28 protein-coding genes are annotated in these 23,795 nt (G+C 49.9%); 23 read left to right on the top strand and 5 right to left on the bottom strand.

All coding sequences use genetic code 11. The annotated features are described in order from the left end of the window. Window positions 1-2 precede the first annotated feature (2 nt). Together rpiB and KNP03_RS05125 are read left to right on the top strand one after the other, a co-directional pair. Window positions 3-443: a ribose 5-phosphate isomerase B gene (gene rpiB, locus KNP03_RS05130; RefSeq protein ID WP_214826095.1), complete on the top strand. Its 441-nt coding sequence runs from the start codon at window positions 3-5 to the stop codon at window positions 441-443. Further along, window positions 440-982, top strand: coding sequence for a TIGR01440 family protein (locus KNP03_RS05125; RefSeq protein WP_420827877.1), 543 nt, complete (start codon window positions 440-442; stop codon window positions 980-982). Before rpiB ends, KNP03_RS05125 begins: the two co-directional genes overlap by 4 nt. Window positions 983-1,033: 51 nt before the next feature. Here the strand turns inward: KNP03_RS05125 and KNP03_RS05120 are convergent, their stop codons facing one another. The 4 genes from KNP03_RS05120 to KNP03_RS05105 all read right to left on the bottom strand — a co-directional run bounded on the left by KNP03_RS05120 (window position 1,034) and on the right by KNP03_RS05105 (window position 3,566). Beyond that, complete coding sequence (locus KNP03_RS05120) at window positions 1,034-1,561, bottom strand: NAD(P)H-dependent oxidoreductase (protein ID WP_214826091.1); 528 nt, start codon at window positions 1,559-1,561, stop codon at window positions 1,034-1,036. Beyond that, the gene (locus tag KNP03_RS05115) at window positions 1,558-2,211 is read right to left on the bottom strand and encodes an SDR family NAD(P)-dependent oxidoreductase (protein WP_214826090.1); all 654 of its coding nucleotides are present in this window, start codon (window positions 2,209-2,211) and stop codon (window positions 1,558-1,560) included. The genes KNP03_RS05120 and KNP03_RS05115 overlap by 4 nt, the downstream gene beginning before the upstream one ends. A gap of 49 nt (window positions 2,212-2,260) precedes the next feature. Next, the gene (locus KNP03_RS05110) at window positions 2,261-2,698 is read right to left on the bottom strand and encodes a MarR family winged helix-turn-helix transcriptional regulator (protein ID WP_214826088.1); all 438 of its coding nucleotides are present in this window, start codon (window positions 2,696-2,698) and stop codon (window positions 2,261-2,263) included. 82 nt (window positions 2,699-2,780) lie between these two features. Continuing rightward, window positions 2,781-3,566, bottom strand: a complete 786-nt coding sequence (locus KNP03_RS05105) for an alpha/beta hydrolase (RefSeq protein WP_214826081.1) — start codon at window positions 3,564-3,566, stop codon at window positions 2,781-2,783. Window positions 3,567-3,697: 131 nt separating this feature from the next. On the opposite strand from KNP03_RS05105, the gene glyA reads away from it, so the two are divergent. The 21 genes from glyA (at window position 3,698) to mreB (ending at window position 22,792) form a co-directional block, all read left to right on the top strand. Continuing rightward, window positions 3,698-4,951, top strand: a complete 1,254-nt coding sequence (glyA, locus tag KNP03_RS05100) for a serine hydroxymethyltransferase (RefSeq protein ID WP_214826079.1) — start codon at window positions 3,698-3,700, stop codon at window positions 4,949-4,951. 4 nt (window positions 4,952-4,955) lie between these two features. Further along, window positions 4,956-5,903: a hypothetical protein gene (locus tag KNP03_RS05095; RefSeq protein WP_214826077.1), complete on the top strand. Its 948-nt coding sequence runs from the start codon at window positions 4,956-4,958 to the stop codon at window positions 5,901-5,903. 139 nt (window positions 5,904-6,042) lie between these two features. After that, window positions 6,043-6,738 carry a response regulator transcription factor gene (locus tag KNP03_RS05090; RefSeq protein ID WP_214826075.1) on the top strand — a complete coding sequence of 232 codons (696 nt, stop codon included), beginning with the start codon at window positions 6,043-6,045 and terminating at the stop codon, window positions 6,736-6,738. Window positions 6,739-6,740: 2 nt separating this feature from the next. After that, window positions 6,741-7,976, top strand: coding sequence for a sensor histidine kinase (locus KNP03_RS05085; RefSeq protein WP_214826073.1), 1,236 nt, complete (start codon window positions 6,741-6,743; stop codon window positions 7,974-7,976). A 114-nt stretch (window positions 7,977-8,090) separates the two neighbouring features. Next, a complete protein-coding gene (locus tag KNP03_RS05080) occupies window positions 8,091-8,567 on the top strand; it encodes a hypothetical protein (RefSeq protein WP_214826071.1) in 477 nt (158 codons plus the stop codon). Window positions 8,568-8,707: 140 nt separating this feature from the next. After that, window positions 8,708-9,922, top strand: coding sequence for a hypothetical protein (locus tag KNP03_RS05075; protein WP_214826069.1), 1,215 nt, complete (start codon window positions 8,708-8,710; stop codon window positions 9,920-9,922). A 109-nt stretch (window positions 9,923-10,031) separates the two neighbouring features. Continuing rightward, window positions 10,032-10,661 carry a uracil phosphoribosyltransferase gene (gene upp / locus KNP03_RS05070; protein ID WP_214826067.1) on the top strand — a complete coding sequence of 210 codons (630 nt, stop codon included), beginning with the start codon at window positions 10,032-10,034 and terminating at the stop codon, window positions 10,659-10,661. Between the two features lie 658 nt (window positions 10,662-11,319). Further along, window positions 11,320-11,547, top strand: a complete 228-nt coding sequence (locus KNP03_RS05065) for an AtpZ/AtpI family protein (RefSeq protein WP_214826065.1) — start codon at window positions 11,320-11,322, stop codon at window positions 11,545-11,547. Beyond that, window positions 11,544-11,951 (top strand): ATP synthase subunit I, encoded by a 408-nt coding sequence (locus tag KNP03_RS05060; protein ID WP_214826063.1) that lies wholly within the window; start codon window positions 11,544-11,546, stop codon window positions 11,949-11,951. The genes KNP03_RS05065 and KNP03_RS05060 overlap by 4 nt, the downstream gene beginning before the upstream one ends. After that, window positions 11,951-12,688, top strand: a complete 738-nt coding sequence (gene atpB, locus KNP03_RS05055; RefSeq protein ID WP_214826061.1) for a F0F1 ATP synthase subunit A — start codon at window positions 11,951-11,953, stop codon at window positions 12,686-12,688. Before KNP03_RS05060 ends, atpB begins: the two co-directional genes overlap by 1 nt. A 65-nt stretch (window positions 12,689-12,753) precedes the next feature. After that, window positions 12,754-12,975: a F0F1 ATP synthase subunit C gene (gene atpE / locus KNP03_RS05050; RefSeq protein WP_012727360.1), complete on the top strand. Its 222-nt coding sequence runs from the start codon at window positions 12,754-12,756 to the stop codon at window positions 12,973-12,975. A gap of 71 nt (window positions 12,976-13,046) precedes the next feature. After that, window positions 13,047-13,574: a F0F1 ATP synthase subunit B gene (gene atpF / locus KNP03_RS05045; protein WP_074035884.1), complete on the top strand. Its 528-nt coding sequence runs from the start codon at window positions 13,047-13,049 to the stop codon at window positions 13,572-13,574. Continuing rightward, window positions 13,574-14,107, top strand: a complete 534-nt coding sequence (locus KNP03_RS05040) for a F0F1 ATP synthase subunit delta (protein ID WP_214826059.1) — start codon at window positions 13,574-13,576, stop codon at window positions 14,105-14,107. Before atpF ends, KNP03_RS05040 begins: the two co-directional genes overlap by 1 nt. A gap of 18 nt (window positions 14,108-14,125) precedes the next feature. Beyond that, the gene (gene atpA, locus KNP03_RS05035) at window positions 14,126-15,634 is read left to right on the top strand and encodes a F0F1 ATP synthase subunit alpha (protein WP_214826057.1); all 1,509 of its coding nucleotides are present in this window, start codon (window positions 14,126-14,128) and stop codon (window positions 15,632-15,634) included. A 36-nt stretch (window positions 15,635-15,670) separates the two neighbouring features. Continuing rightward, a complete protein-coding gene (gene atpG, locus KNP03_RS05030; RefSeq protein WP_214826056.1) occupies window positions 15,671-16,528 on the top strand; it encodes an ATP synthase F1 subunit gamma in 858 nt (285 codons plus the stop codon). A 34-nt stretch (window positions 16,529-16,562) separates the two neighbouring features. Further along, window positions 16,563-17,981 carry a F0F1 ATP synthase subunit beta gene (atpD, locus tag KNP03_RS05025; RefSeq protein ID WP_214826054.1) on the top strand — a complete coding sequence of 473 codons (1,419 nt, stop codon included), beginning with the start codon at window positions 16,563-16,565 and terminating at the stop codon, window positions 17,979-17,981. A gap of 28 nt (window positions 17,982-18,009) precedes the next feature. After that, complete coding sequence (locus tag KNP03_RS05020; RefSeq protein ID WP_214826052.1) at window positions 18,010-18,420, top strand: F0F1 ATP synthase subunit epsilon; 411 nt, start codon at window positions 18,010-18,012, stop codon at window positions 18,418-18,420. A 148-nt stretch (window positions 18,421-18,568) separates the two neighbouring features. After that, on the top strand, window positions 18,569-19,759 hold the full coding sequence (locus tag KNP03_RS05015) for an EAL and HDOD domain-containing protein (RefSeq protein ID WP_214826050.1): 1,191 nt from the start codon (window positions 18,569-18,571) through the stop codon (window positions 19,757-19,759). Window positions 19,760-19,962: 203 nt separating this feature from the next. Then, window positions 19,963-20,181 (top strand): DUF1146 family protein, encoded by a 219-nt coding sequence (locus KNP03_RS05010; protein ID WP_214826048.1) that lies wholly within the window; start codon window positions 19,963-19,965, stop codon window positions 20,179-20,181. A 241-nt stretch (window positions 20,182-20,422) separates the two neighbouring features. Further along, the gene (gene murA / locus KNP03_RS05005; protein ID WP_214826046.1) at window positions 20,423-21,724 is read left to right on the top strand and encodes a UDP-N-acetylglucosamine 1-carboxyvinyltransferase; all 1,302 of its coding nucleotides are present in this window, start codon (window positions 20,423-20,425) and stop codon (window positions 21,722-21,724) included. An 81-nt stretch (window positions 21,725-21,805) separates the two neighbouring features. Beyond that, window positions 21,806-22,792, top strand: coding sequence for a rod shape-determining protein (gene mreB / locus KNP03_RS05000; RefSeq protein ID WP_214826044.1), 987 nt, complete (start codon window positions 21,806-21,808; stop codon window positions 22,790-22,792). A gap of 113 nt (window positions 22,793-22,905) precedes the next feature. Here the strand turns inward: mreB and KNP03_RS04995 are convergent, their stop codons facing one another. Next, the gene (locus tag KNP03_RS04995) at window positions 22,906-23,682 is read right to left on the bottom strand and encodes a LytR/AlgR family response regulator transcription factor (RefSeq protein WP_214826042.1); all 777 of its coding nucleotides are present in this window, start codon (window positions 23,680-23,682) and stop codon (window positions 22,906-22,908) included. Window positions 23,683-23,795: the final 113 nt, after the last annotated feature.

Below are 23,795 nucleotides of genomic sequence, written 5' to 3'. Positions count from 1 at the left end.
GAATGAAAATTGCAATTGGCGCCGACCATGGCGGCTTCAACTTGAAAAAAGAGATCGTGACATTACTTGAAGAACTTGGTCACGAATATAAAGATTTCGGGACGCATTCGGCGGACTCAATCGACTACCCGGATGTGGCAATCCCTGTAGCGGAAGCTGTCGCAGCTGGCGAATTCGACCGTGGTATTTTGATTTGTGGAACAGGAATCGGGATTGGCATCGCAGCCAACAAAGTCAAAGGGATTCGTGCCGCGCTCGTTCATGACTCGTTCAGCGCGAAAGCGACACGTCAGCATAACGATTCAAACATCATGACGATGGGTGAGCGTGTCATCGGACCAGGTCTCGCAGTTGACTTGGTAGCGACATGGCTGGAGACAGACTTCGAAGGTGGTCGTCACTCAAACCGTGTCGACAAGATGAGCGCCTACGAATCGAAGTGAGTCCGATGAAGACGGAGCTTTTGGGATTATTGACGGAGTTGCACGAACGTTTTCCGTTAAATGAGGACAAAATTCTCGTCATCGGCTGTTCGACGAGCGAAGTGCTCGGGAAGACGATTGGAAAGGCAGGCTCAATCGATGTCGCCGCCGAGTTTATCGAGGCGTTCCTCGAATTCCGTGATCGAACAGGGGTCCACCTGGCGTTTCAAGGATGTGAGCATATTAATCGGGCGCTCACGGTGGAGCGCCGGACACTCAAACAATTCGGACTACCGGAAGTGACGGTCGTCCCGGTCCGTTCTGCGGGAGGGGCAATGGCGGAGAAGGCGTATGCAAGCTTTGATTCGCCATGTGTCGTCGAATCCATCCAGGCGGATGCGGGAATCGATATCGGTTCGACACTGATTGGAATGCACTTAAAACCGGTTGCCATCCCGGTCCGGTTGTCAACCAAGTACCTCGGCGAAGCGTACGTCACGTTCGCCGTCACCAGACCGAAACTGATTGGTGGGCCGCGTGCTCAATATCCAACCAAATAAAAAGGCATCGCATTCAGGTTTGCCGACCGAATGCGATGCTTTTTTCTGTTTTCATACAGGTAATGTAACGACATAGTTGGCAAGACGCATGGCACTCGCTTGTAAAGCTTCATCTGACAATGAACGTACACCGCCCTCGATATAGGGAGGAAGATATGTCATGCCTGTCAGATTTGCCATCGCGTGAAACGGTGACAACAACTCCTCCATCGTGAAACGGTTGTACCCATCCGGTTGATAGGCCTCAGCGGGACCACCGGTTGAGACGGCCAGTAAAAATTCTTTCCCATGTAATTGTGTACCCGATTGTCCGTAAGCCCATCCATAGGAGAGGACGACATCTTGCCATTCTTTTAAAATGGCCGGGCTGCTGTACCAATAGAACGGGAATTGAAACACAATTCGGTCATGAGACAGAAGCAGTTGCTGCTCGCGCTCCACATCAATGTTGAAGTCAGGGTATACCGCATATAGGTCATGAACAGTCACATCATCCAGTTGTTCAAGAACCTCTTTCCATGTTTTATTGACACGAGACGTTTCTAAGTTTGGATGGGCGAGGATGACGAGTGTGCTCATGCTTGGTCTTCCTCGTACATGCGCTCGACTTCGGTTTGCTGGACATGCATGTCATATAACGCTTCCGCGATGCGTTCCGGTGCGAAATAAGTACCCTCTTGTACGAACCCTTTGATGGTCAACGTCCCGACGTAAACCGACGAGTCGGCCAGCTCTTCGTGAAGGCTGTAAGCGAGATTACGAAGTGCGGCTTTTCCGATGGCGAGTGACGCATAGTCTGCCGATGGATAGAGGGCGAGGCCACCACCCGTCAATAAAATCGATCCGCCGTCCATATATGGAGCGGCAAAACGTGCGCTTATCAATGCACCGAGTACGTTCACTTCGAAGTCGCGGATGACGTCCGCAGAAGAGAGGGTGGTCGGACGACCTGGTGTCGCGGCCACAGCGTTGTAGACGACAGCATCAATCGAACCGAATGTGTGATGGATTTGATCCATCACCATTTGTAAATCTGCTTCTGAACGTGTATCGACCTCGAATCCTTTTGCCGTATATCCTTTTTGACTGAGTTGTGTTTCATAGTCTGCTAATCGATCGGCATTTCGGGCGAGAAGTGCGACTTGGTAGCCGTTTTTAGCAAATTGTTCTGCGGTATGGAGTCCGATTCCTGGTCCTGCTCCGATGATGACTGCTGTTTTCAATGACATGATGATGTCCTCCTTGATAGTTGTATATACACATGAAAGTGTAAATTTTTTATTTTTTTTCGAGTTGTTCATTTGCCTCGTGCAAGGTCTTACTGAGAAGTTCGCTTTCTTCTTTCCCGAGAATTGAGGCATAGTTCGCAAATAACGTCTTCAATGATTGGCGGAATTCTGTATAAGTTTCTTCTCCGGATGACGTCAACGTAATGTGCGATTGTTTGCCAATCACCTCGCGTTGAATCAAGCCTGACTTCTCTAATTTATCGAGGAAACGCGTACTCGTTGAAGGCGCGAGTGATAAGCGTTCGCTCAATTCCTTTTGGGTGATCCCAGGATGGAAATGCACGACGAGCATCAAATAATAGTAAGACGGGGCCAATTCGCCATCAATTGCCTCGTCGGCAAGCTTTGAAATGTTGCGTGCGAATCGACTGGCCGTGAAGTAAAGACAATACATCAAAATGTCATCTTCTTCTTGAATAGGTTCCATCGAATCCTCCTTCCTTCAACGTTTGTATATACAACTTAAAATAAAATGAGGCAAGTGTCAACGATGGACACTTGCCTCATTTTTATAACTCTTCCCCAAACAAATACGACACGACCATCGGGAAACGCTCACGCCAGGCGAGCTCGTTGTGCACGCCTTCTTCGATGACCTCGAAGCGGATGTGCTCCACTTTGTCTTTGAGGAGGTTGTATATACGTTCGCTCGACTCACGGTACATCTCGTTCGTCGGGCCGTTCTCCATCGGTTCCTCGACTTCTTTTTCCCCGACGTCCAAATACATCCGCTCGACGCCTTTTAAGTCGTTCGCCTCGATGAACTGTTCCAGTTCGGTCTGGTTGAACCAAAACGCCGAAGACAGCGAAGCGATTCGTTTGAAGATTTCCGGATAGACCGTAGCGGCATATACAGAAATGAGGCCGCCCATCGAGCTTCCAATCATCGCTGTCTCGTCAGGGAGCGTCCGGTAGTCCGCATCGATCTGCGGCTTTAACTCCTGGGCAATATATTCAATGTAGGCGGAACCTTCGCCACCGAGCACGATGTCTTGCCCGAGAAGGCTCTCACCGATATATGGATTCTCCCACGGTCCGTATTCATCGAGCCGTTTTTCGCCCGGGGCGCTGTCGATGGCGACAACAATCAAATCTCGTTTTGAGGCGTCCAAATATTCTCCGACACGCCAACTCATGTTGTAGCTCGCGTCCGCATCGTCAAAACAGTTCTGACCGTCGTGCATGTAGAGGACGGGATAGCGTTTGTCCGACGTCTCGTAATCGGCCGGAGTATAGATTCGGATGGTCCGATCGCGATCGAATGGGGTGATGGTGATTTGCTTCGTTTGAATCATATAAATCCTCCTTTGGGTCACATCTTCTCTAATCATACCCGACTTTCAGACAGATTATTGCGATACCCAAAAAAACGAGCGTGTGGTACGATGGGGGTGTTGATTTTTAGACAATTAGAGGGGGTTTCCACATGGTAAACACGACGAAGTTAAAAGTGCAGGATGCGGAATTGTTCGAGGCGATGCAACAAGAGCTCGGACGTCAACGTGACAACATCGAACTCATCGCTTCAGAGAACTTTGTCTCCGAGGCGGTCATGGAAGCACAAGGTGGCGTATTGACGAACAAATACGCGGAAGGCTATCCAGGACGCCGTTATTACGGGGGCTGTGAATTTGTCGACGTCGCGGAAAACTTGGCGCGCGACCGTGCGAAGGCGTTGTTCGGTGCAGAACACGCAAACGTACAACCGCACTCGGGTGCACAGGCGAACATGGCGGTCTATTTCACGGTGCTCGAAGCAGGAGACACGGTTCTCGGGATGAACTTGTCGCACGGTGGACACTTGACGCACGGAAGTCCGGTCAACTTCTCGGGCGTGCAATATAACTTCGTTGAATATGGTGTGGACAAAGAGACAGAACACATCGACTATGACGTCGTCGCCGCACTCGCGAAAGAGCATCAACCTAAATTGATCGTGGCAGGGGCTTCGGCTTATCCACGTACGATCGACTTCGCGAAATTCCGTGAGATTGCAGATAGCGTCGGGGCATATCTCATGGTCGATATGGCTCATATCGCCGGACTCGTCGCGGCAGGACTCCATCCGAACCCTGTCGAGCACGCGCACTTCGTGACGACGACGACCCACAAAACCCTCCGTGGTCCACGTGGCGGGATGATCCTCTGTAAAGAAGAGTTCGCAAAAGCAATCGACAAGTCGATCTTCCCTGGTATCCAGGGCGGTCCGCTCATGCACGTCATCGCTGCAAAAGCGGTCGCATTCGGTGAAGCGCTCCAGCCGGAGTTCAAAGATTACCAACGTCAGGTCATCACCAACGCTCAGGTGCTTGCGGAAGGATTGGAAGAAGAAGGGCTCCGCATCGTTTCTGGCGGGACGGACAACCACCTTCTCCTCGTCGACCTTCGCGGCATCGAGATTTCGGGTAAAGCGGCAGAGCACGCGCTCGATGAAGCCGGAATCACGGTGAATAAAAACACGATTCCGTTCGACCCGGCCTCTCCGTTCGTCACAAGCGGAATTCGTCTCGGGACGGCGGCGATGACGACACGCGGGTTCAAAGAAGACGATATGCGTGAAGTGGCACGCCTCATTGGTCGTGTCTTGAAAAATCATGAAGACGAGTCGGTCCTTGCAGAAGCGCTCCAAGATGTGCGTGCGCTGACGTCGAAGTTCCCACTCTATCCAGAACGAGGGTAAATCAATGGACGTACGGACACTAGCAGAACGAGAACTTGCTGAATTACCGCTTCTCGACATGACAGAATGGTTGGTCCGAAAAGGGGAACATGACCCTTCGTTCCGTCTCGTCGCAAGCGAATTCGGTGTTGTGACGACGCTCCTCGACCATGGGTATTATGACGAGGCGAGCGAGCGCATCATCCCGCTTCTCGGAATGAAAGTGCCGGCGGCATTCTATCGACTCGGGCTCGCGCTCGAAGTGAAAGCGAACGGGAAGAAGGCGGCGAAACGCCGCTTTCGTTCGTTCTCGTCCGCAGTCATGCAGCATGCAGACCTGTCAGAGTGGAGACAAGCCTTCAAGTTCGAGAAAAAGTGGCTCGGTCTTCCGCTTGCGGTCGCCATCGCGGGCGCCAGTTTGGCGCTTTGGCCGGATACAGAGCCGCCGGTTGCCCCACCTGCCGCTAAGGAAGAACCGGTAGTGGAGACGGTGACAGAAGACGAGGCGTTTGCGAAGCGGCTCGAGGAGCTCGAAGCAGAAGTCGAGCGTCTCGAGAAAGAGAACGAGAAGCTCCAAGCGAAAGAGGAAGAACAGACGGAGGAGGAAGCGCCAGCCGCTACGAAAGAAGAGGTTGCTGTCGTTCCCCTCACGGAAGTCGAACAATTGGTGCAGGACAAACAGTATGAGAAAGCAGATCGTCTGCTTGATGGACAAGCGAAAAAAGGGCAAGAACAAGCCGTGGCGTTTTACCGCCTTCTTGTCGACAATAAGCTGGACCAGGCAGAAATCGCCGATTATGCGGATTACGTGAAGCGCTATCCGGATTCAGGTTATAAAGTGGACGTGCTCTGGATGAAAGGGATTGCCGAAAAGAAAGCGGGCGACCCTGCTTATCGGGACACGTTGACAACCGTATCCGAAATGGACGGGACATATTGGGCGCCGATTGCGAAATCGGTGCTGGAAGAATAGGAGGTACCGCGCGAGCGGTGCCTTTTTGTATGCTTACAAAACTCAGGAGAGGGCCTTCGTTTTTACAGATTTCAATTCGGGAACAGGATAGCGATACGTCAGATGATTTGTCTGGCGATGCCAAGAAAGGATGAGCGAGATGCAGACCATCCTCGTCGTTGAAGACGATTCAAAAATCGCAAGGCTGTTGGAGCTTGAATTGACCCATGCCGGGTACGACGTCGAAGTCGTACAGGACGGGCGGACCGGATTGAAGCGGGCGGTCTCGGGGGAGGTCGATCTCGTCTTGCTCGATATCATGTTGCCCCAGATGAGTGGATTGGAAGTGGTGCGACGCGTAAAAGAAGAGCAGCCGCTTCTGCCTGTCCTGCTGGTGACCGCCCGAGGTGACCGGTACGACAAGATCAGCGGGCTCGATCTTGGGGCGGACGATTACATCACCAAGCCGTTCGAAATCGAGGAGGTGTTGGCACGAATCCGGGCGTTTCTACGAATCCGGGCGTTTCTACGAATGCGTCGTCTTGTTCATCAGGATCGGACGGAGCACGTCCTGACGTACGAGACCTTGAGGGTCGATGTCAACCGTCACGAGGTGCACTGTGATGGTAAAAAAATCGAGTTGACGCGACGGGAGTTTGATTTGCTCGTCTATTTTTTAGAACATCCGGAACGGGTGCTGACACGGGATCAACTGATCGAACGGGTATGGGGATTCGATTATTTTGGAGAGACGAACGTCGTCGATGTCTACGTTCGTTATGTCCGAAAGAAGCTGAATGGATCCTGGATTCAAACGGTTCGAGGGGTCGGCTACATGTTGAAACGTGGTGAATAAAAATGACGTTACGAACTAAAATTGCCTGGGCGATGACGATCTTCATGTTTGTGTTGCTATCGAGTTTGGTTGGTGCGACCTGGTTCATGGCGCGACATGAAATTGTCGGTGCCCGGTATGATGTGTTGCGGCAGGCACTGAATTTATTAGAAGAAGACGTTCGAAACCGAGATGCCGTCCTGTCACTTCATGAGGACAGTGTCGTGCTCGAACGCCAAGAAGGGGGTTCCTGGGTCGTGACGGGCGGAGAGGTTCCAGCAGGAACGACCTTCCCCATTAATTATGACGATCCCGCATTGATCGACGATTGGTTTGTCATGGCGACGACGAATGGGCTCGCCTTTGGATTTCGTGATGAGGCGGTGAGCGGAACGTTACGAACGTTGGCGACGGTACTGTTTGCCATGTTTGTGATCGCGGTATTGTTGACGTTCATTGGGACATGGTGGATTTTACGTCGTGGTCTACACCCGCTTCGCAAGTTACATGACACGATGGAACGGATCACGAAGTCTGGTAAATTGGAGACGCTCGAGGTGGAAGCGCGTCACGACGAAATCACCACGTTATCGCATGGCTTCAACCATATGATTGCCCGGGTAGAAGAGACGATGGTGCAACAACGCCGTTTTGTCGCAGACGTCTCCCATGAACTGAAGACGCCCCTCACGGTCATCGAGGGTTATGCTAGACTGCTTGAACGCTGGGGCCAAACCGACCCGGCCGTTCGAGATGAGGCGATTGACCATATCTTATCCGAATCGAAACGGATGCGGGAGAGCCTGATTGAGCCCATGCTTGAGTTGAACCGTCTCAGTTCCGTGGAAATGGAACAGGAGGCGATTGACTTAACGGAATTGGGTAGGCAGTTGGCGGACCGGTTTGATCACGCTCACGGGAAACGCATCCCGATCGAAGCTGAAGGGGAATGGTGGGGTCATCGCGAGTCGTTGCAGCGGGTGCTCACGATTTTCATCGACAACAGTTTGAAATACGCGACCGAAACGGAAGTTTTTATGACACCGCACGAGATTCAAGTACGCGATTGCGGTCCCGTACTGGATGAAGATCAGAGGAGGAAGGTATTCCATCGGTTTTATCGTCTGGACGAGGCACGAGATCGGAGTGGGAGCGGTCTTGGTCTGTCCATCGCCGAGGAGGTAGCGCAGGTGAACGGATGGACGGTAGGCTGCAAACCGAACGTTCCAGACGGCAGTATTTTCTATGTAATCAGATGAAGAAATGTTCGTGTTCTCTCATCAAACTCTCATGAAACCTTCTCCGTGCTCTAACGTCTTTTGTGTACGATGAACAAGTAGAAGTAGAGTCGGTGGAACGAGGAGGGATCAATGATGAGACGAGCAGGGTGGATTGTCGGGGCACTTGTCGCAGTAATGGCATTGATCGGCATCGGGTTGTATGTCAGTGGCAATCAGACGGACACTGTCATTGTGCCTCAATCGGTGAATCAAAGTGAGGGTGAACAGGCAGGGAATGGAGGAGCGGATGATTCCGCAGATTCAGACGCTACCGCTTCTTCAACGGACGACAGTACGGCACCGGATCGTGAAGATTACAAATTGTATGGCACACTCGTTGCATTGAACGAGCAGGATGTCACAATTAGTTTTAACGGAAAAGAGTCGACTTACCGCTTGGCTGCCAAGCATGAAATCGACGAGGACACACCGCGAGTCGGGGACCGGGTCAAACTGGAATTGAACCAACGTGACGAAGTGACGGAAGTGGACCGTGAAACAGAAGAAGATGGCGATTCGGAGGATTCCACTGAGTCTGAATCGGATTCAGAAAGTGAAGATGATGAGTAAAGGATGCTCTCGATTTTTCGAGGGCATCTTTTTTGTCTGTTCCAAGATTATGGAATCCTCATAAAATTAGGAGTGTGATATGATGGAAAAAGAAAAAATTAGGTGGTTTCCGCCTAATTGGGAATGGAGTGGAGGAATCGATGCGTCCGTATTGGATGTCCCTGGTTTGTTGTTCGTTGTTGGCTGGATGTGGGTCTTACGAAACGAACGCGCTCAATCTGCGTCCGCTTGCCACGTATGCGATTGAACAAGAACCGGACATCTCATTAGATTTAGAAACGCAACAGAAGTTGCTTACATACTGTGAACAAGAACCGACTGACATTTTGCCGACAAGGCGGGCAGAGGTTGCGAGAGCGGTCTTTTATCATCCGTTGTATCAAGACCTGGGGAAGAAGACGATCAAATATTGGGCGAGCGGGGCCGACCGTTACGTCACTTGTCTGAACAGTAATGAAATTGTGGAACGAACGTTTAAAATTGACCCGGTTGACGAGTATGAGACACTGACAGAACGGTTTACAGAAACCGAAGGGACGTCAGAACTCCGGTTCGAAAAAGTGACCGATGTGGCGGAAGTGGCGCGACAATTCCGAATCAATGACGCCCATGAGACGATTCTTCCGGATTCTGCGTACCGTTATGTGACGCCGGACACGGGTTCTTTTTATGTGACGTATGAGACGATACGGGGAGGGCGTACGCTTGATCCGATCCTTGAGCCGGGTTTGCTCCCGTTTGAGAGTGGGAACAACGAAGGGTACGTATTTTTGACGAAGCGGGCGGATGATCGGATCGCGCTTCAAATTGGAAATGCCGGGTCTCTCCGTCGCGTCCTCTTACCGAATCTGTTTATGGGAGAATGGATCAAAATCGATGCGAGAGAAGAGGAAGTCAGCTTAAAGAGCGACCATCGTCAGCTATTGCGACGGGTCGTCTTTTCAGACCGCCCCGTCGACATCGACATAGCACGGGAGTCGTCCGTATCCTTGTCCAAGACATATGGGACGGTCCTTGAAATTTGGGGGCATGTCCGACGACCGGTAGTCAACAAGATGTCTCGCCCGCCGGCGAGCGGGACGACCCGTCTTGCTTATTATTCGTCTGACGGAAAAGGAATGGTGTTAGACGGGCCGAAGACAGAGGAGCTCTTTCAATCTCTAAAACAGGTAGAAACGGCGCAAAAACCTTCGACGGCAAAACGCCAGGGACAATTGACGATTTATGAGGCATTGACGGAACAACACTTTACCGTCTGGTTGTCAGCTGACGACTTGATCTATTTGGTCGATCAGCGAACGAAGTACTCATACGTCCTCCCGGTCGAAGAATACGACGCATGGATTGCGTCGTGAATCGCCAAAAGAGCTTGTCTGACCTTTTGGAAAATAGAAGTTGACTCTACCCATCTCATAAGAGTTAGGGTACAATGCTCGAGAGAGATTGAGAGAGGAGTGAAACAAGATGGGAAAAGTACACGTTTATGACCATCCATTGATTCAGCACAAAATGACGATTATGCGCAAAGTAGAGACGGGGACGAAGCAGTTCCGCGAGCTCGTTGACGAAGTTTCTTCATTGATGGCTTATGAAATCACACGCAGCCTACCCCTCACAGATGTAGAAATCGAAACACCTGTAGCCGCATCGACACAAAAGATGATTGCCGGCAAGAAATTGGGAATCGTCCCTATTTTACGTGCAGGACTCGGTATGGTGGATGGGTTCCTCAAAATGATGCCAAACGTCAAGGTCGGTCACATCGGTCTTTATCGTGACCCGGAGACACTTGAGCCACATGAGTACTACCTCAAGTTACCGACAGACGTCACAGAGCGTGACTTCATCGTCGTGGACCCGATGCTTGCGACAGGCGGATCGGCAGCTGATGCAATCGCCTCATTGAAAAAGCACGGAGCGAAATCAATCAAATTGGCATGCCTATGTGCAGCTCCTGAAGGTGTCGAGCGTGTTCAAGCAGAGCACCCGGACGTGGAGATTTATCTCGCGGCACTTGATGAAAAATTAAACGACCACGGTTATATCGTCCCAGGTCTTGGTGACGCAGGTGACCGTTTGTTCGGTACGAAGTAATAGACGAGATGGAAGACGCGAATGCGGCTTCCATCTTTTTATGTCGAGACGTAATTATTAAAATCTCAACAGACACAGAATAGACACAAAATCCCATGCGGATTTTAAGCAGATAAAACTGGGTAACGACAACCCTCTTCTTATTTAAATATAAACCGCGTAAAACGAGCAGGAGAAGACGGGTGAAAGACAGGTGAGATGGTGTATGATTTTCCTCACTGGAAAATGGACAAAATCACTCGACATAGTAAAAAAAGAATCGTTATACTGGTACAGGACGATGAAAACGATTTCAAAAAGAAGTCAATCGAACATTGCGTACACTTTTGTGAACGTCCTCGGAATTTCATTGTCTTTTCCAAAACGTGGAGGTATAACTGAACTATTCTTCATCTGATTCGCTTTGTGAAATGTTATAAAAACAACAATTTTATTTCAATGTTTTTTCACACTTTCTTTAAAAATAGCGCATTTAATTTAGTTTATGAAGTGCGTAAAACTATTGATATGACTTGATTTAAAGCGCTTTTATAATTGTGAAATTCATTGACTTCTTATGCCATTTCTATTACTCTGAACTTGTGTGACTTTTGACGGTCACGCGAGTGTGAATCAGTGAAGAAAGTGAAAGCGCATGATGCGCGAAAGGGGGACTGGGATGGCGAAAAAAGACAATCGTTACCTGTCCTATGCCTCACTCGCTTCACAAATCTCGACAGCACTTGCTGGACCGATCGTCATCGGTTATCTCGTCGGTCAGTACGGCGAAAGACGTGAATTTTGGGGCACGTTTGGTTGGAATATGTCAGTGATCATCGGGATGATTCTCGGAATCACGGCGTTAGTTCTCACCCTTCGGAGTTTGTTGACAGGAGAGGACGAATGAATACGATTCAAGCAGACAGACAAGCACAAAAGAAATTGATGAAGCGCTATACAAAGTGGTTTACCGTCTGGTTTTCGATTTTGCTAGTCGGAGCGTTCATCGTCCCGGTGTACAAAGCGGTATTTTTAGGGTTGTTCATCGGTGGGGTCGGAAGTCTCATCATTCTACATATGCAGAATCGAAGCGTCATTCGCATGTATGACGTCATCGAGCATGGACGACGACCAAAGTCGCATGGGACCGTTTCAAGAATGGCGGTCGGTGCGTTAGCAGTGATAGTCGGTCTTCTTTACGAAGATCGGGTGTCCGTGATTGCGGTGGTAACTGGTCTAATCGCCGGCCACATCATACAATTTGGCGAGTTCACACTTGCCCAGCTCAGCAGGAAAAGAGGTGAATATTAATGGGTCATGAGTTTCCCACATATTCTCTGCACTTTGGGGACTATACGTTATACGGGAGCTGGACGAACGTCATTACAGTGCTAGTCGCAGCGTTACTCGTCTTCGTATTCGCCATCTGGGGGACAAGACGTTTGGCAATGAAGCCGACCGGCAAACAAAACTTCATGGAATTTTTCGCGGAGTTCGTACGCGGAATCATCGCCAGTGCGATGGACTGGAAGACAGGAGGACGCTTTATCGGATTTGGGATGACGTTGATTTTGTTCATTCTCTTCTCAAACTTGATGGGTCTACCGTTTAACGTCATTTCCGGACACTATCTGTGGTTCAACTCTCCAACAGCCGATCCTTACGTAACCTTGGCGTTGTCGACACTCGTCGTTGCAATGTCGCATTACTACGGGGTGAAACTGCACGGATTGAAGCACTACTCGATGGAGTACGTGAAACCAGTCTGGTTCTTACTTCCGATCAAGTTGATCGAGGAGTTTGCGAACACGTTGACGCTCGGTTTGCGTCTATACGGTAACATCTTTGCCGGTGAAATCATGATTACCATCATCTTGGGACTCGCGATTACAGCCGAAGGGGCATTAAACCCGCTCGGCGCCATCTTTGCGGTCTTCCCAATGATTCTATGGCAAGGTTTCTCAATCTTTATCGGGGTTATCCAATCCTACATTTTCCTGACGCTTGCAATGGTGTACATCGGGCACAAAGCTTCGGCCGAACATTGATTCGGACATCTCGCCAAAGCGTTACAAACAAATTATTTACTTAACTTTTAGGAGGAATATACACAATGGAACAACTTAATCTTCTCGCAACAGCACTTGTTATCGGTCTTGGAGCACTCGCAGCTGGTATCGGTAACGGTTTGATCGTATACGGAACAGTACAAGGACAAGCACGTCAACCAGAACTCAAAAACGAACTTCGTCAAACAATGTTCATCGGTATCGGTTTGGTTGAGGCCCTCCCGATCATCGGTGTGGCTGTCGGTTTCCTTCTCCTCAACTCTTGATTCCGAGTTAACGAGAATAGCATAAGAGGGAGCGCGTCTCCCTCACTTATTTAGTCAAGAGGAGGGTATGCATGGATACGATGATGATTGCAGCTGGTGCTGGCGGCGAAGGCCTCCGCATTCTGGATATGATCTTTACAATTTTCACATTCCTCGTACTCTTGGCCCTGTTGAAGAAATTTGCTTGGGGACCACTCCTTGGAATGATGAGACAGCGTGAAGAGTATGTAGCGAACGAGATTGAACTCGCTGAAAAGAGCCGCAAAGATGCGGAAAACTATGTCGTCGAACAACGTGATGCACTCAGTGCGGCGCGTACAGAGTCGAAAGAAATGCTCGACGCAAGCCGTCGACAAGCAGAAGCGGAACAAGCACGCTTGGTGGAGCAGGCGCGTTTGGAAGCCGAACAAATTAAAATCGAGGCAGAGAAAGCGATTGAGCGTGAGCGCGAGCTTGCGAAACAATCACTTCAAACCGAAGTCGTCACACAGGCGCTTTCGGCAGCACGCCACGTCCTTCAATCTGACCTTAAAGGCGATGAAGCGAAACAACGTGCCCTCGTCACAGACTTCCTGTCTAAAGCGAAAGGTGCGAACTGATGAACGCATCATTAGCAAAACGCTATGCCAAAGCGCTCTTCGACTTAGCGCGGGAACAAGGCACGCTCGACCAAGTCGAAGCGGAAGTGCGTCTGCTCGATGAAGTGCTCCACGCGACTCCTGAACTCATGGATCTCTTAACGAATCCTGCAGTCAGTGACAGCGAGCTTGCACAGCTTTTAAAAGACAGCTTTGGTGATATGACGGCGATTGTCGTAAACACACTTCTAGTCATGGTCGAGAACGACCGTGCGGCGGAGGTTCGCGCATTGCCACGTTACGTCCGCGATTATATCAATGACTACCGTGGGATTGCAGAGGGTATTGTCACAAGCGCCTACCCGTTGTCGGCAACAGATTTGAAAGACGTCGAACTCGTCTTCGGAGAGAAGCTCGGGAAGACGCTCCAATTGAAGAACGTCGTCGATGAAGAAGTCATCGGTGGGCTACGTGTCCAGGTCGGATACACGACGTACGACGACACGATCGAAACGAAACTTACACGCCTCGAGCGTGAATTGTTGAATGCGTAAGAAATAGGGGTGAATTCAATGACAATCAAAGCTGAAGAAATCAGCGCCCTGCTAAAAGAACGAATCGCTTCGTACGGTTCTGAAATCGAAGTCAGTGAAACAGGTACAGTCATTCAAGTAGGTGACGGTATCGCTCGTGCACACGGACTCGATAACGTTATGGCGGGGGAACTCGTAGAGTTCTCTAACGGCGTAATGGGCTTGGCGCAAAACTTAGAAGAAGGTAACGTCGGGATTATCATCCTTGGCGATTACAAAGGCATCAAAGAAGGCGACTCTGTCAAACGTACAGGCCGCATCATGGAAGTACCAGTTGGTGAGGCACTCCTCGGACGTGTCGTTAACCCGCTCGGACAACCAATCGATGGTCAAGGACCAATCGTAACAGACAACTATAACCCGATTGAGCGTAAAGCTTACGGCGTTATGGCACGTAAATCTGTTCACGAGCCACTTCAAACAGGAATTAAGGCGATTGACGCCCTCGTTCCAATCGGTCGTGGTCAACGTGAGCTCATCATCGGTGACCGTCAAACAGGTAAGACTTCGGTTGCCATCGATACAATCATCAACCAAAAAGAAGAAAATATGATTTGTATCTACGTCGCGATCGGTCAGAAAGAATCGACTGTTCGTGGTGTAGTTGAGACGCTTCGTCAAAACGGCGCCCTCGATTATACAATCGTTGTTTCAGCATCGGCTTCACAGCCAGCGCCACTTCTTTACCTCGCACCATTCGCTGGGGTATCGATGGGTGAGTACTTCATGGACCGTGGACAACACGTCCTCGTCGTATATGATGACCTCTCGAAACAAGCGGCTGCTTACCGTGAGCTCTCGCTTCTTCTCCGTCGTCCTCCAGGCCGCGAAGCCTACCCAGGGGATGTCTTCTACCTCCACTCACGCCTTCTTGAGCGTGCGGCGAAGTTGAACGACGAACTCGGCGGCGGTTCATTGACGGCACTTCCGTTCATCGAGACACAAGCATCGGATATCTCAGCATATATCCCGACAAACGTTATCTCGATCACGGATGGTCAGATCTTCCTTCAGTCGGACCTCTTCTTCTCTGGGGTACGCCCAGCGATCAACGCCGGTCTCTCGGTATCACGTGTTGGTGGTTCGGCACAGGTGAAAGCGATGAAGAAAGTTGCTGGTACACTTCGTCTTGACCTCGCGTCATACCGTGAGCTCGAAGCGTTCGCTCAGTTCGGGTCAGATCTCGATAAAGCGACACAAGCGAAGTTGAACCGTGGTCAGCGTACGGTTGAAGTCTTGAAACAAGACTTGAACGCACCGCTTTCTGTAGACAAGCAAGTCATCATCATCTACGCGCTCACGAAAGGTCATCTCGATGACATCCCAGTCGAAGACATCCGTCGTTTCGAAAAAGAAATGAACGCATGGCTCGACCAAAACCGTAAAGACCTCTGCCGTGAAATCCGTCAGACAGGAAACCTTCCTGCAGACGAGGCAATGGTCGATGCAATTACGGAATTCAAAAAGACGTTCTCGCCATCGGTTTAATCCGGTGACGAGCGTCTATTAAGGTGGTGAATCGAAATGGCATCATTACGTGAGATCCAGACGCGGATCACCTCGACCCAAAGCACGAAGCAAATCACGAAAGCGATGAACATGGTGTCGGCATCGAAGTTGAACCGGGCCCAAGGGAACAACGCCAACTTCAAGCCGTACATGGACAAGTTGCAGGAAGTCATCTCGTCGATCGCCGGTGGTACATCAGGCGCGACGCATCCGATGCTTCAAGTACGTCCTGTCAAACGGACCGGCTACATCGTCATCACGTCAGACCGTGGACTCGCAGGCGGATACAACGCCAGCGTGTTGCGTGACGTGTACCGTGAACTCAAAGACAAGCACACATCAACAGATGAGTATCGTCTTTACGTGATCGGAAAAGTCGGTGTCCAGTTCTTCAAATCACGCAACATTCCGGTGTACAGCGCGATGACAGGGCTCAACGACCAACCAACTTTCGTCGAAGTCGCAGAAATCGTCAAACAGACGGTTGGTGCCTTCAGCGAAAGCGAGATCGATGAATTGAAGCTTTGCTACAACTCATTTATCTCGGTCATCAGCCAGGAAGTGAAGATTCAACAATTGCTCCCACTTGGGAATATCGAACAGTCCGCATCAGATATAATGTATGAATACGAACCAGAAGAAGAAACGATCTTAGCGGCGCTCCTTCCACGTTATGCGGAAGGACTCATCTACGGTGCACTTCTCGATGCGAAAGTATCGGAACACGCAGCCCGGATGACGGCGATGTCGAATGCGACGGATAACGCGGATGAACTCATTCGCGGACTCAAACTCAAATTCAACCGCGCGCGTCAAGCAGCGATCACACAAGAAATCACAGAGATTGTCGGAGGTGCGGCGGCGCTTGAATAAGCGCACGCCCTCTAGATTGTAGGAGGCTAACACGATGAACGAATACGGCATTAAAGGCCGCGTAGTCGCAGTCATGGGCCCAGTTATCGACGTTAAGTTCGACAACCATTTACCGAACATCTACAACGCCCTCAAAGTCACACACGTGGCAACGTCGGCAGAAGATGTCAGTGTTGACTTGACGCTCGAGGTAGCTGTTCACCTTGGCGACGATACGGTCCGTACGATTGCGATGGACTCAACCGACGGCGTTCGCCGCGGCATGGAAGTACTTGACTTAGGTTCACCGATTTCGGTACCAGTTGGAGAAGCGACACTCGGACGCGTCTTCAACGTCCTCGGTAACCCGATCGATGATAAAGAAGTGGCAGCTGACGTGCTTCGTGCACCGATTCACCGTCAAGCGCCGACATTCGACGAATTGTCAACGAAAGTTGAAATCCTTGAAACAGGGATCAAAGTCGTCGACCTTCTCGCGCCATACATCAAAGGTGGTAAAATCGGCCTCTTCGGTGGTGCCGGTGTAGGGAAGACCGTCCTCATCCAGGAACTCATTAACAACATCGCGCAAGAGCACAGCGGGATTTCTGTATTCGCAGGAGTCGGTGAGCGTACGCGTGAAGGAAATGACTTGTTCCACGAGATGACGGACTCAGGTGTTATCAAGCAAACAGCGATGGTATTCGGTCAGATGAACGAACCGCCTGGCGCACGTCTCCGTGTTGCCTTGACTGGTTTGACAATGGCAGAATACTTCCGTGATGAGCAAGGACAAGACGTTCTTCTCTTCGTCGATAACATCTTCCGTTTCACACAAGCAGGTTCTGAGGTATCGGCCCTTCTCGGACGTATGCCATCGGCGGTAGGTTACCAGCCGACACTTGCTACGGAAATGGGTATGCTTCAAGAGCGAATCACATCGACTGCTAAAGGTTCGGTTACTTCGATCCAAGCGGTTTACGTACCAGCCGATGACTACACGGACCCGGCTCCGGCAACAACGTTCGCCCACCTTGATGCAACAACGAACCTTGAGCGTCGTCTCTCGGAGATGGGGATCTACCCAGCCGTTGACCCGCTTGCTTCGACTTCACGTGCCCTCTCTCCTGAAATTGTAGGGAAAGAGCACTACGAAATCGCGCGTGGCGTTCAACAGACGCTTCAGCGTTATAAAGAACTTCAAGACATCATCGCCATCCTTGGTATGGACGAGTTGTCAGAAGACGACAAACTCACGGTACACCGTGCACGTCGTATTCAATTCTTCTTGTCACAAAACTTCCACGTAGCAGAGCAGTTCACAGGTCAGAAAGGCTCGTACGTACCAGTTAAAGAGACAGTACGCGGCTTCAAAGAGATCCTCGAAGGTAAACACGACGATCTTCCTGAAGATGCATTCCGTCTCGTTGGTCCAATCGAAGACGTCATCGAAAAAGCGAAGACGTTGGTCTAAGACCTACGCGGAAGGGGGAAACTAGACGATGAATACTCTTCACGTCAACGTCGTCACCCCGGATGGTGCAGCCTATGAAGGGGACGCACGGATGGTCATCGCCAAAGCGGCAACAGGTGAACTCGGTATTTTACCGAAACACGTACCGATGGTGACTCCGCTCGACGTCTCAGTTCTTAAACTGCGCCACGAAGATGGTGGACGCACGCTGATCGCAATCAGCGGCGGTTTCATGGAAGTTCGTCCCGATACGGTGACGATCTTGGCTGAAACGGCTGAACTTGCGGATAAAATTGACTATGATCGCGCTTCTGCGGCGAAAGTTCGAGCTGAACGTCGTCTTCAGGACACGAAGCTCTCAGAACGTGAATTCCGCCGTGCGGAACTCGCGCTCAAAAAAGCGATCAACCGCTTAAGCATTCGCGATATGAACGACTAATAAAAAACTCCCACACCAGAGCGTGTGGGAGTTTTTTTGTGGTACAACGCTAAAGAACGTGCGATGATGGAAAGTGGTGGAAATAGTAGAAAATGTACGGGTTAAAACCGATAATAAAGATGGGAACTATCGTAAAGGAGAGTAAAAAATGAAAGTTTACGTTGCGCGACAACCAATTTTTGACCAAAAATTACGCGTTTGCGGCTACGAGTTGTTATATCGCCGCAGCGAAAAAAATATTTTCGAGAATGTTGATGATTCTTTGGCAACGGCTGACGTCATTCATAACGCCTATCTCGTCTTCAATTTTCGTGAGCTGACAGAAGGGACACGGGCCTTCATTAACTTTCCTCAAATACTAATTGAAGGGGAAGTACCCTCTTTATTACCTCGGCAATCGCTCGTCGTCGAAGTGCTCGAACACGTTGAGCCGACGGAGAAAGTGTTGGATGCGTTGCGGTCATTGAGGAAAAAGGGATATACGATTGCCCTTGATGATTTTGTGTTTGAAGAAAAGTATCGTCCGCTCATTGGACTGGCCGATATCATTAAAATTGATTATCAGGCGACACCGGTCGAACAACAGAAGAAAATCATCAGTGCCCTCGGTCACCGTGTCGAGTTTTTGGCTGAGAAAATCGAAACGAAGAGCGAATATGATACAGCGAAGCGACTTGGATACAAAATGTTCCAGGGCTACTATTTCAGTCGTCCGACGGTCGTGCACGGGGCGGAAGTTCATCCTCTCCGACATACATTGACCGAAGTGTTGAAAGAATTAGACCGTCCGGAGCCGAATTTTAAACGAATCGCCGGTCAAATTGAACGAAGTGTCGATTTGTCTTACAAGATGCTGCGTTCGGTCAACACGGTTTACCAAAAAGGGAGACGTACCATTCGCTCGATCGAACAGGCGATCGCCCGCATCGGATTAGACGAGATGCGACGTTGGTCCTATTTGATGTTGCTACGTGAGATGCAAATTTCAGAGTCGAAGGAATTGATTAAACAGAGTGTCATCCGGGGAAAAATGATGGAATTGATTGCAGAAGAGACAATGGTGGGTGTGGCACCATTTGACGCCTTCATCACCGGAATTTTTTCGTCGCTTGATATCATCTTGGATGACTCGATGCAGACCTTGGTCGAAGAGTTACCAATTGAACGGATGGCCAAAGCGGCCTTACTCGGAGAGCGCAATGTGCTGCGGGAATTACTTGAGAGCGTGATCGCCTATGAACGCTTGACAGTACCGGTAAATGAAGACGCTCCAGACTGGTCCCGGCACTACATTGAAGCGATTCGATGGTCACGTACGCTTGACGAATCCGGAGAATAATGTTTGAAATATGAAAGGTGCGTCAATTAATGTAGTAAAGGCCTTGCGCCGATGACGCCCTTTTCGCATGTGGTTGAAGAGAGAAAGTGAGTTGATAGGATGCATCCATTCGCTCAAACGGTAAGACACTAGGTCTTTTTTTCTCTAACACGTCGTGATATGATTAAAAATGGTACGAATTTTGGAAAAGAGGGGAATCGTCGATGATCAATACCGTATTATCGCTCGTGATTTATGTCGTAGCGATTTACGTCGCCTGGTGGGCTCTTTTACCCGTCAAATGGGACAAATTGCTCAACCAAGTGAGAAGTCCGCAGGCAGCTGTTCTGCGCGTCCTCGTTGCCGTCGTCTTCGGTTCACTGATCGCCCAGTTCTTCTTGGAGTACATCCGATTAGCACAGGCACTCGCACCCATGCAGTAGGTAAAACAACATTTAAAAAATTGTAATCCTGCTGTAACGACTCCTATATGTTTATCATGTAGGATGAATTCGTCTGACATGGTAGCTTGACATCAGATTTGGCTTGATTTTATGATAATTTCTTCTGATGCAAGTACACCACGTTTCGCAAACCATTCTAATAATCGACATACCTACATCCGGAAAACGGATATCGACGCATCATATAAAAAAACAATGAAGTTGGAGGACAAAGAGAGATATGAAGGATTTGATTGTAGTCCGTGGAGGACGTAAACTGTCAGGTACTGTACGCGTTGAGGGAGCAAAAAACGCCGTACTCAAAACATTGGTTGCCACTCTTTTAGCTAGCGAAGGAAAATCAGTACTACAAAATGTACCACGTCTCGCTGATGTTTATACAATTAACAAAGTACTTCGTCACCTCGGTGCAGAGGTTGCGTTCAATGAAGAGAAGAATGAAGTTACTGTCGACGCGTCGGGCACAATCAAAGATGAGGCGCCACTTGAGTATGTTCGCAAGATGCGTGCTTCAATCCTTGTTATGGGACCTCTCCTTGCACGCCTCGGCCATGCACGTGTTGCGATGCCGGGCGGATGCTCGATTGGATCACGTCCAATCGACCTCCACTTAAAAGGCTTCGAGGCGATGGGTGCGAAGACGGTAATCGGGAACGGTTTTGTCGAAGCGTCTGTTGACGGTCGCCTGAAAGGTGCGAAGATCTACTTGGACTTCCCATCAGTCGGTGCAACTGAAAACATCATGATGGCAGCTGTCCTTGCTGAAGGAACAACGGTCATCGAAAACGTTGCAAAAGAACCGGAAATCGTCGACTTGGCGAACTTCTTGAACGGCATGGGTGCACATGTCCGTGGAGCGGGTACAGAAACGATTCGAATCGAAGGTGTAGAAACACTTCGTGGGGCAGAACACTCGATCATTCCTGACCGAATCGAAGCAGGGACATTCCTCGTCGCTGGTGCGATCACAGGAAGTGACATCGAAGTCATCGGTGCAGAACGTGAGCACCTTCGCCCACTCATTTCGAAAATGGAAGAAATGGGCGTGAAATTTGAGGATACTGCGGAAGGTATGCGTGTTATGGCACCGGATGAATTGAAACCGGTTGACGTGAAGACAATGCCACACCCTGGTTTCCCGACGGATATGCAATCACAGATGATGGCGCTCGTATTAAAAGCCGGTGGCACATCTGTCATTACGGAAACAGTATTTGAAAACCGATTCATGCACGTCGAGGAATTCCGTCGTATGAACGCCGACATTAAAATTGAAGGCCGTTCAGCAATCGTAAAAGGCGGGGTTCGTCTCCAAGGCGCAGAAGTCGTCTCAACAGACCTACGTGCTGGTGCAGCTCTTGTCTTAGCAGGTCTCATTGCAGATGAAGAGACACGAGTCGGAGATTTATATCATATTGACCGTGGATACGTTGACTTCCACAAAAAACTTCAAGCGCTCGGTGCAGACATCGAACGGATCGAAGGAACAGTCGAAGTTGCTGAGGAAATGGTCCAGAACTAATTGTTTAGCATGAATTCGAGAGCGAGGAGAGACTCTTCTCGCTCTTTTCAATGAAGAAATGAACGGAGGAACCCACACACCATGTTTTCTAAAGATATCGGGATCGATTTAGGGACAGCGAACGTTGTCATTCATGTCAAAGGAAAAGGAATTGTATTGGATGAGCCATCTGTCGTTGCCATGAAACGATCGACAGGGAAAGTGCTCGCCGTCGGAACGGAAGCGTATGAAATGGTCGGCCGTACACCGGGCGATATCGTCGCCATCCGTCCACTTCGTGACGGCGTCATCGCTGACTTCGCCACGACAGAAGAAATGCTTCGTCATTTCATCGAAAAAATTCACGTACGCGGTTTCTTCGGTGGGATTCGCATGTTGATCTGTACACCGGCGAATGTGACACCGGTTGAAGAGAAAGCGATTCGCGAAGCCGCAGAAAAAGCCGGGGCGAAAGAAGTCTTCCTCGCTGTGGAACCGAAAGCGGCAGCCGTCGGTTCGGGCATGGATATTTGGAAGCCGGTCGGTCATATGATCATCGATATCGGTGGCGGGACGACGGACGTTGCCATCCTCTCGATGGGCGACATCGTCTGTGGCGAAACAATCAAAATCGCCGGAGACCGTTTTGACACGGACATCCTCCGTGCAATCAAAGACAAGCATAAGCTCATCATCGGAGAGCGGACGGCTGAACAAATCAAGAAAGAAATCGCGACGGTCTTCCCGGGAGGACGTAACGGTTCGATGGATATTCGCGGACGTGACATGGTACGTGGATTGCCACGTACAGTGACCATCACTTCGGAGGAACTCCGTGAGGCGATGGCAGAGTCGGCGAATGAAATCGTGGAAGCAACGAAGCGTGTATTGGAACAGACACCACCAGAACTCGCGGCAGACATCATCGACCGCGGCATCATCATGACAGGCGGCGGTTCGCTTCTTCACGGGATCGACCAACTCGTCGCAGAACGTGTCGGTCTTCCGGTAATGATTGCTGAAGAACCAACACTTAGCGTGGCGCACGGTACGGGCATCATGCTCGAGCATTTAGACAAAATGAAATAATGACGCATCCCGATTCTGTTCGCCGGAATCGGGATGTTTTCATGTCCCAGGGAATAATAACCGAAAAACATGACAAAACAGGCAACGTTCCAATCAAAGGAAGTTGCCTGTTTTTAATGCCAGCTATAATCTTTATCGACAAAGAGTCGCGTATTGACCTCCGATATAGGAAACGGTTTGTCTGTCGCGGCGAGCCACTCATAATAGTCACACCGGCAAGTATCTAAATGAAGCGAGTACCCGTTGTTCATCGTTTGGACGGAAGCGTCCATTTGATATTCAGTGAGCGTTTTCTTCAAGCGATATACGAGATTGTACACATTGTGGAGCGCGCGTTGCGGATCGTCGATGTTCGGATAGAGTGCCTCTGCAATCAACCATTTGTTCATGACCTGATTCTGGTGGAAGAGCATATAGGCGAACAATTCCTCCGTTTTCTGTGTCGGCCATTTAATAAATTCACCGTTTGACGTTGTGACCGAAAAATGGTCAAAACATTGAATCGTACAGGAACGCGTCGGCTTCGTACGGTGTGTCGCCTCGTATCGGCTCGTGACCCGCGGAACGAGGTCACGAATCATTTGGGACGTGATCGGTTTAAGCAGGTAGTGGGTAGCGTGAAGTTCAAACGCTTCGACTGCATAATGGCGATGCGCCGTCGTGAAGACGACCTGGGTTTGCGCCGGTAAGCGTTTCGCCAGTTCAATCCCGTTTATCTGTGGCATTTCAATATCTAAGAAAATGAGGTCGATTTCTTGTGTGTTCAAGTAATCGAGTGCTTCCATCGGATCGGAAAACGACCCCATCCAATCGAAAGCAGGCTCCTCGTATATGAATCGTTCCATCATGTGAAGGAGGAAAGGCTCATCTTCAATCAAAATCGTACGCATTATCGGTTCCATCCTTTCTATAAGTGAAGGTCAGAAGAGACCATCGGATGTGAAATGTGTGCTACACCTTGCGTTCGTGCGATTGCCTTGCCTTTTGTGACGGGTGACAAAGT

Source organism: Exiguobacterium algae (assembly GCF_018617875.1).
Classification (GTDB): Bacteria; Bacillota; Bacilli; order Exiguobacteriales; family Exiguobacteriaceae; genus Exiguobacterium; species Exiguobacterium algae.
This window is presented reverse-complemented; position numbering and strand designations above follow the sequence as displayed.

Excerpts from the sequence above, each read along its gene's own strand:
- mreB (WP_214826044.1), top strand. The coding sequence starts at position 21,806 with ATGTTTTCTAAAGATATCGGGATCGATTTAGGGACAGCGAACGTTGTC.
- KNP03_RS05040 (WP_214826059.1), top strand. The coding sequence starts at position 13,574 with ATGAACGCATCATTAGCAAAACGCTATGCCAAAGCGCTCTTCGACTTA.
- atpF (WP_074035884.1), top strand. The coding sequence starts at position 13,047 with ATGGATACGATGATGATTGCAGCTGGTGCTGGCGGCGAAGGCCTCCGC.
- KNP03_RS05110 (WP_214826088.1), bottom strand. The coding sequence starts at position 2,698 with ATGGAACCTATTCAAGAAGAAGATGACATTTTGATGTATTGTCTTTAC.
- atpG (WP_214826056.1), top strand. The coding sequence starts at position 15,671 with ATGGCATCATTACGTGAGATCCAGACGCGGATCACCTCGACCCAAAGC.
- atpD (WP_214826054.1), top strand. The coding sequence starts at position 16,563 with ATGAACGAATACGGCATTAAAGGCCGCGTAGTCGCAGTCATGGGCCCA.
- atpE (WP_012727360.1), top strand. The coding sequence starts at position 12,754 with ATGGAACAACTTAATCTTCTCGCAACAGCACTTGTTATCGGTCTTGGA.
- KNP03_RS05115 (WP_214826090.1), bottom strand. The coding sequence starts at position 2,211 with ATGTCATTGAAAACAGCAGTCATCATCGGAGCAGGACCAGGAATCGGA.
- rpiB (WP_214826095.1), top strand. The coding sequence starts at position 3 with ATGAAAATTGCAATTGGCGCCGACCATGGCGGCTTCAACTTGAAAAAA.
- glyA (WP_214826079.1), top strand. The coding sequence starts at position 3,698 with ATGGTAAACACGACGAAGTTAAAAGTGCAGGATGCGGAATTGTTCGAG.
- KNP03_RS05080 (WP_214826071.1), top strand. The coding sequence starts at position 8,091 with ATGAGACGAGCAGGGTGGATTGTCGGGGCACTTGTCGCAGTAATGGCA.
- KNP03_RS05120 (WP_214826091.1), bottom strand. The coding sequence starts at position 1,561 with ATGAGCACACTCGTCATCCTCGCCCATCCAAACTTAGAAACGTCTCGT.
- KNP03_RS05095 (WP_214826077.1), top strand. The coding sequence starts at position 4,956 with ATGGACGTACGGACACTAGCAGAACGAGAACTTGCTGAATTACCGCTT.
- KNP03_RS04995 (WP_214826042.1), bottom strand. The coding sequence starts at position 23,682 with ATGCGTACGATTTTGATTGAAGATGAGCCTTTCCTCCTTCACATGATG.
- KNP03_RS05090 (WP_214826075.1), top strand. The coding sequence starts at position 6,043 with ATGCAGACCATCCTCGTCGTTGAAGACGATTCAAAAATCGCAAGGCTG.
- murA (WP_214826046.1), top strand. The coding sequence starts at position 20,423 with ATGAAGGATTTGATTGTAGTCCGTGGAGGACGTAAACTGTCAGGTACT.
- atpB (WP_214826061.1), top strand. The coding sequence starts at position 11,951 with ATGGGTCATGAGTTTCCCACATATTCTCTGCACTTTGGGGACTATACG.
- KNP03_RS05075 (WP_214826069.1), top strand. The coding sequence starts at position 8,708 with ATGCGTCCGTATTGGATGTCCCTGGTTTGTTGTTCGTTGTTGGCTGGA.
- upp (WP_214826067.1), top strand. The coding sequence starts at position 10,032 with ATGGGAAAAGTACACGTTTATGACCATCCATTGATTCAGCACAAAATG.
- KNP03_RS05060 (WP_214826063.1), top strand. The coding sequence starts at position 11,544 with ATGAATACGATTCAAGCAGACAGACAAGCACAAAAGAAATTGATGAAG.
- KNP03_RS05020 (WP_214826052.1), top strand. The coding sequence starts at position 18,010 with ATGAATACTCTTCACGTCAACGTCGTCACCCCGGATGGTGCAGCCTAT.
- KNP03_RS05105 (WP_214826081.1), bottom strand. The coding sequence starts at position 3,566 with ATGATTCAAACGAAGCAAATCACCATCACCCCATTCGATCGCGATCGG.
- KNP03_RS05010 (WP_214826048.1), top strand. The coding sequence starts at position 19,963 with ATGATCAATACCGTATTATCGCTCGTGATTTATGTCGTAGCGATTTAC.
- KNP03_RS05085 (WP_214826073.1), top strand. The coding sequence starts at position 6,741 with ATGACGTTACGAACTAAAATTGCCTGGGCGATGACGATCTTCATGTTT.
- KNP03_RS05065 (WP_214826065.1), top strand. The coding sequence starts at position 11,320 with ATGGCGAAAAAAGACAATCGTTACCTGTCCTATGCCTCACTCGCTTCA.
- KNP03_RS05015 (WP_214826050.1), top strand. The coding sequence starts at position 18,569 with ATGAAAGTTTACGTTGCGCGACAACCAATTTTTGACCAAAAATTACGC.
- atpA (WP_214826057.1), top strand. The coding sequence starts at position 14,126 with ATGACAATCAAAGCTGAAGAAATCAGCGCCCTGCTAAAAGAACGAATC.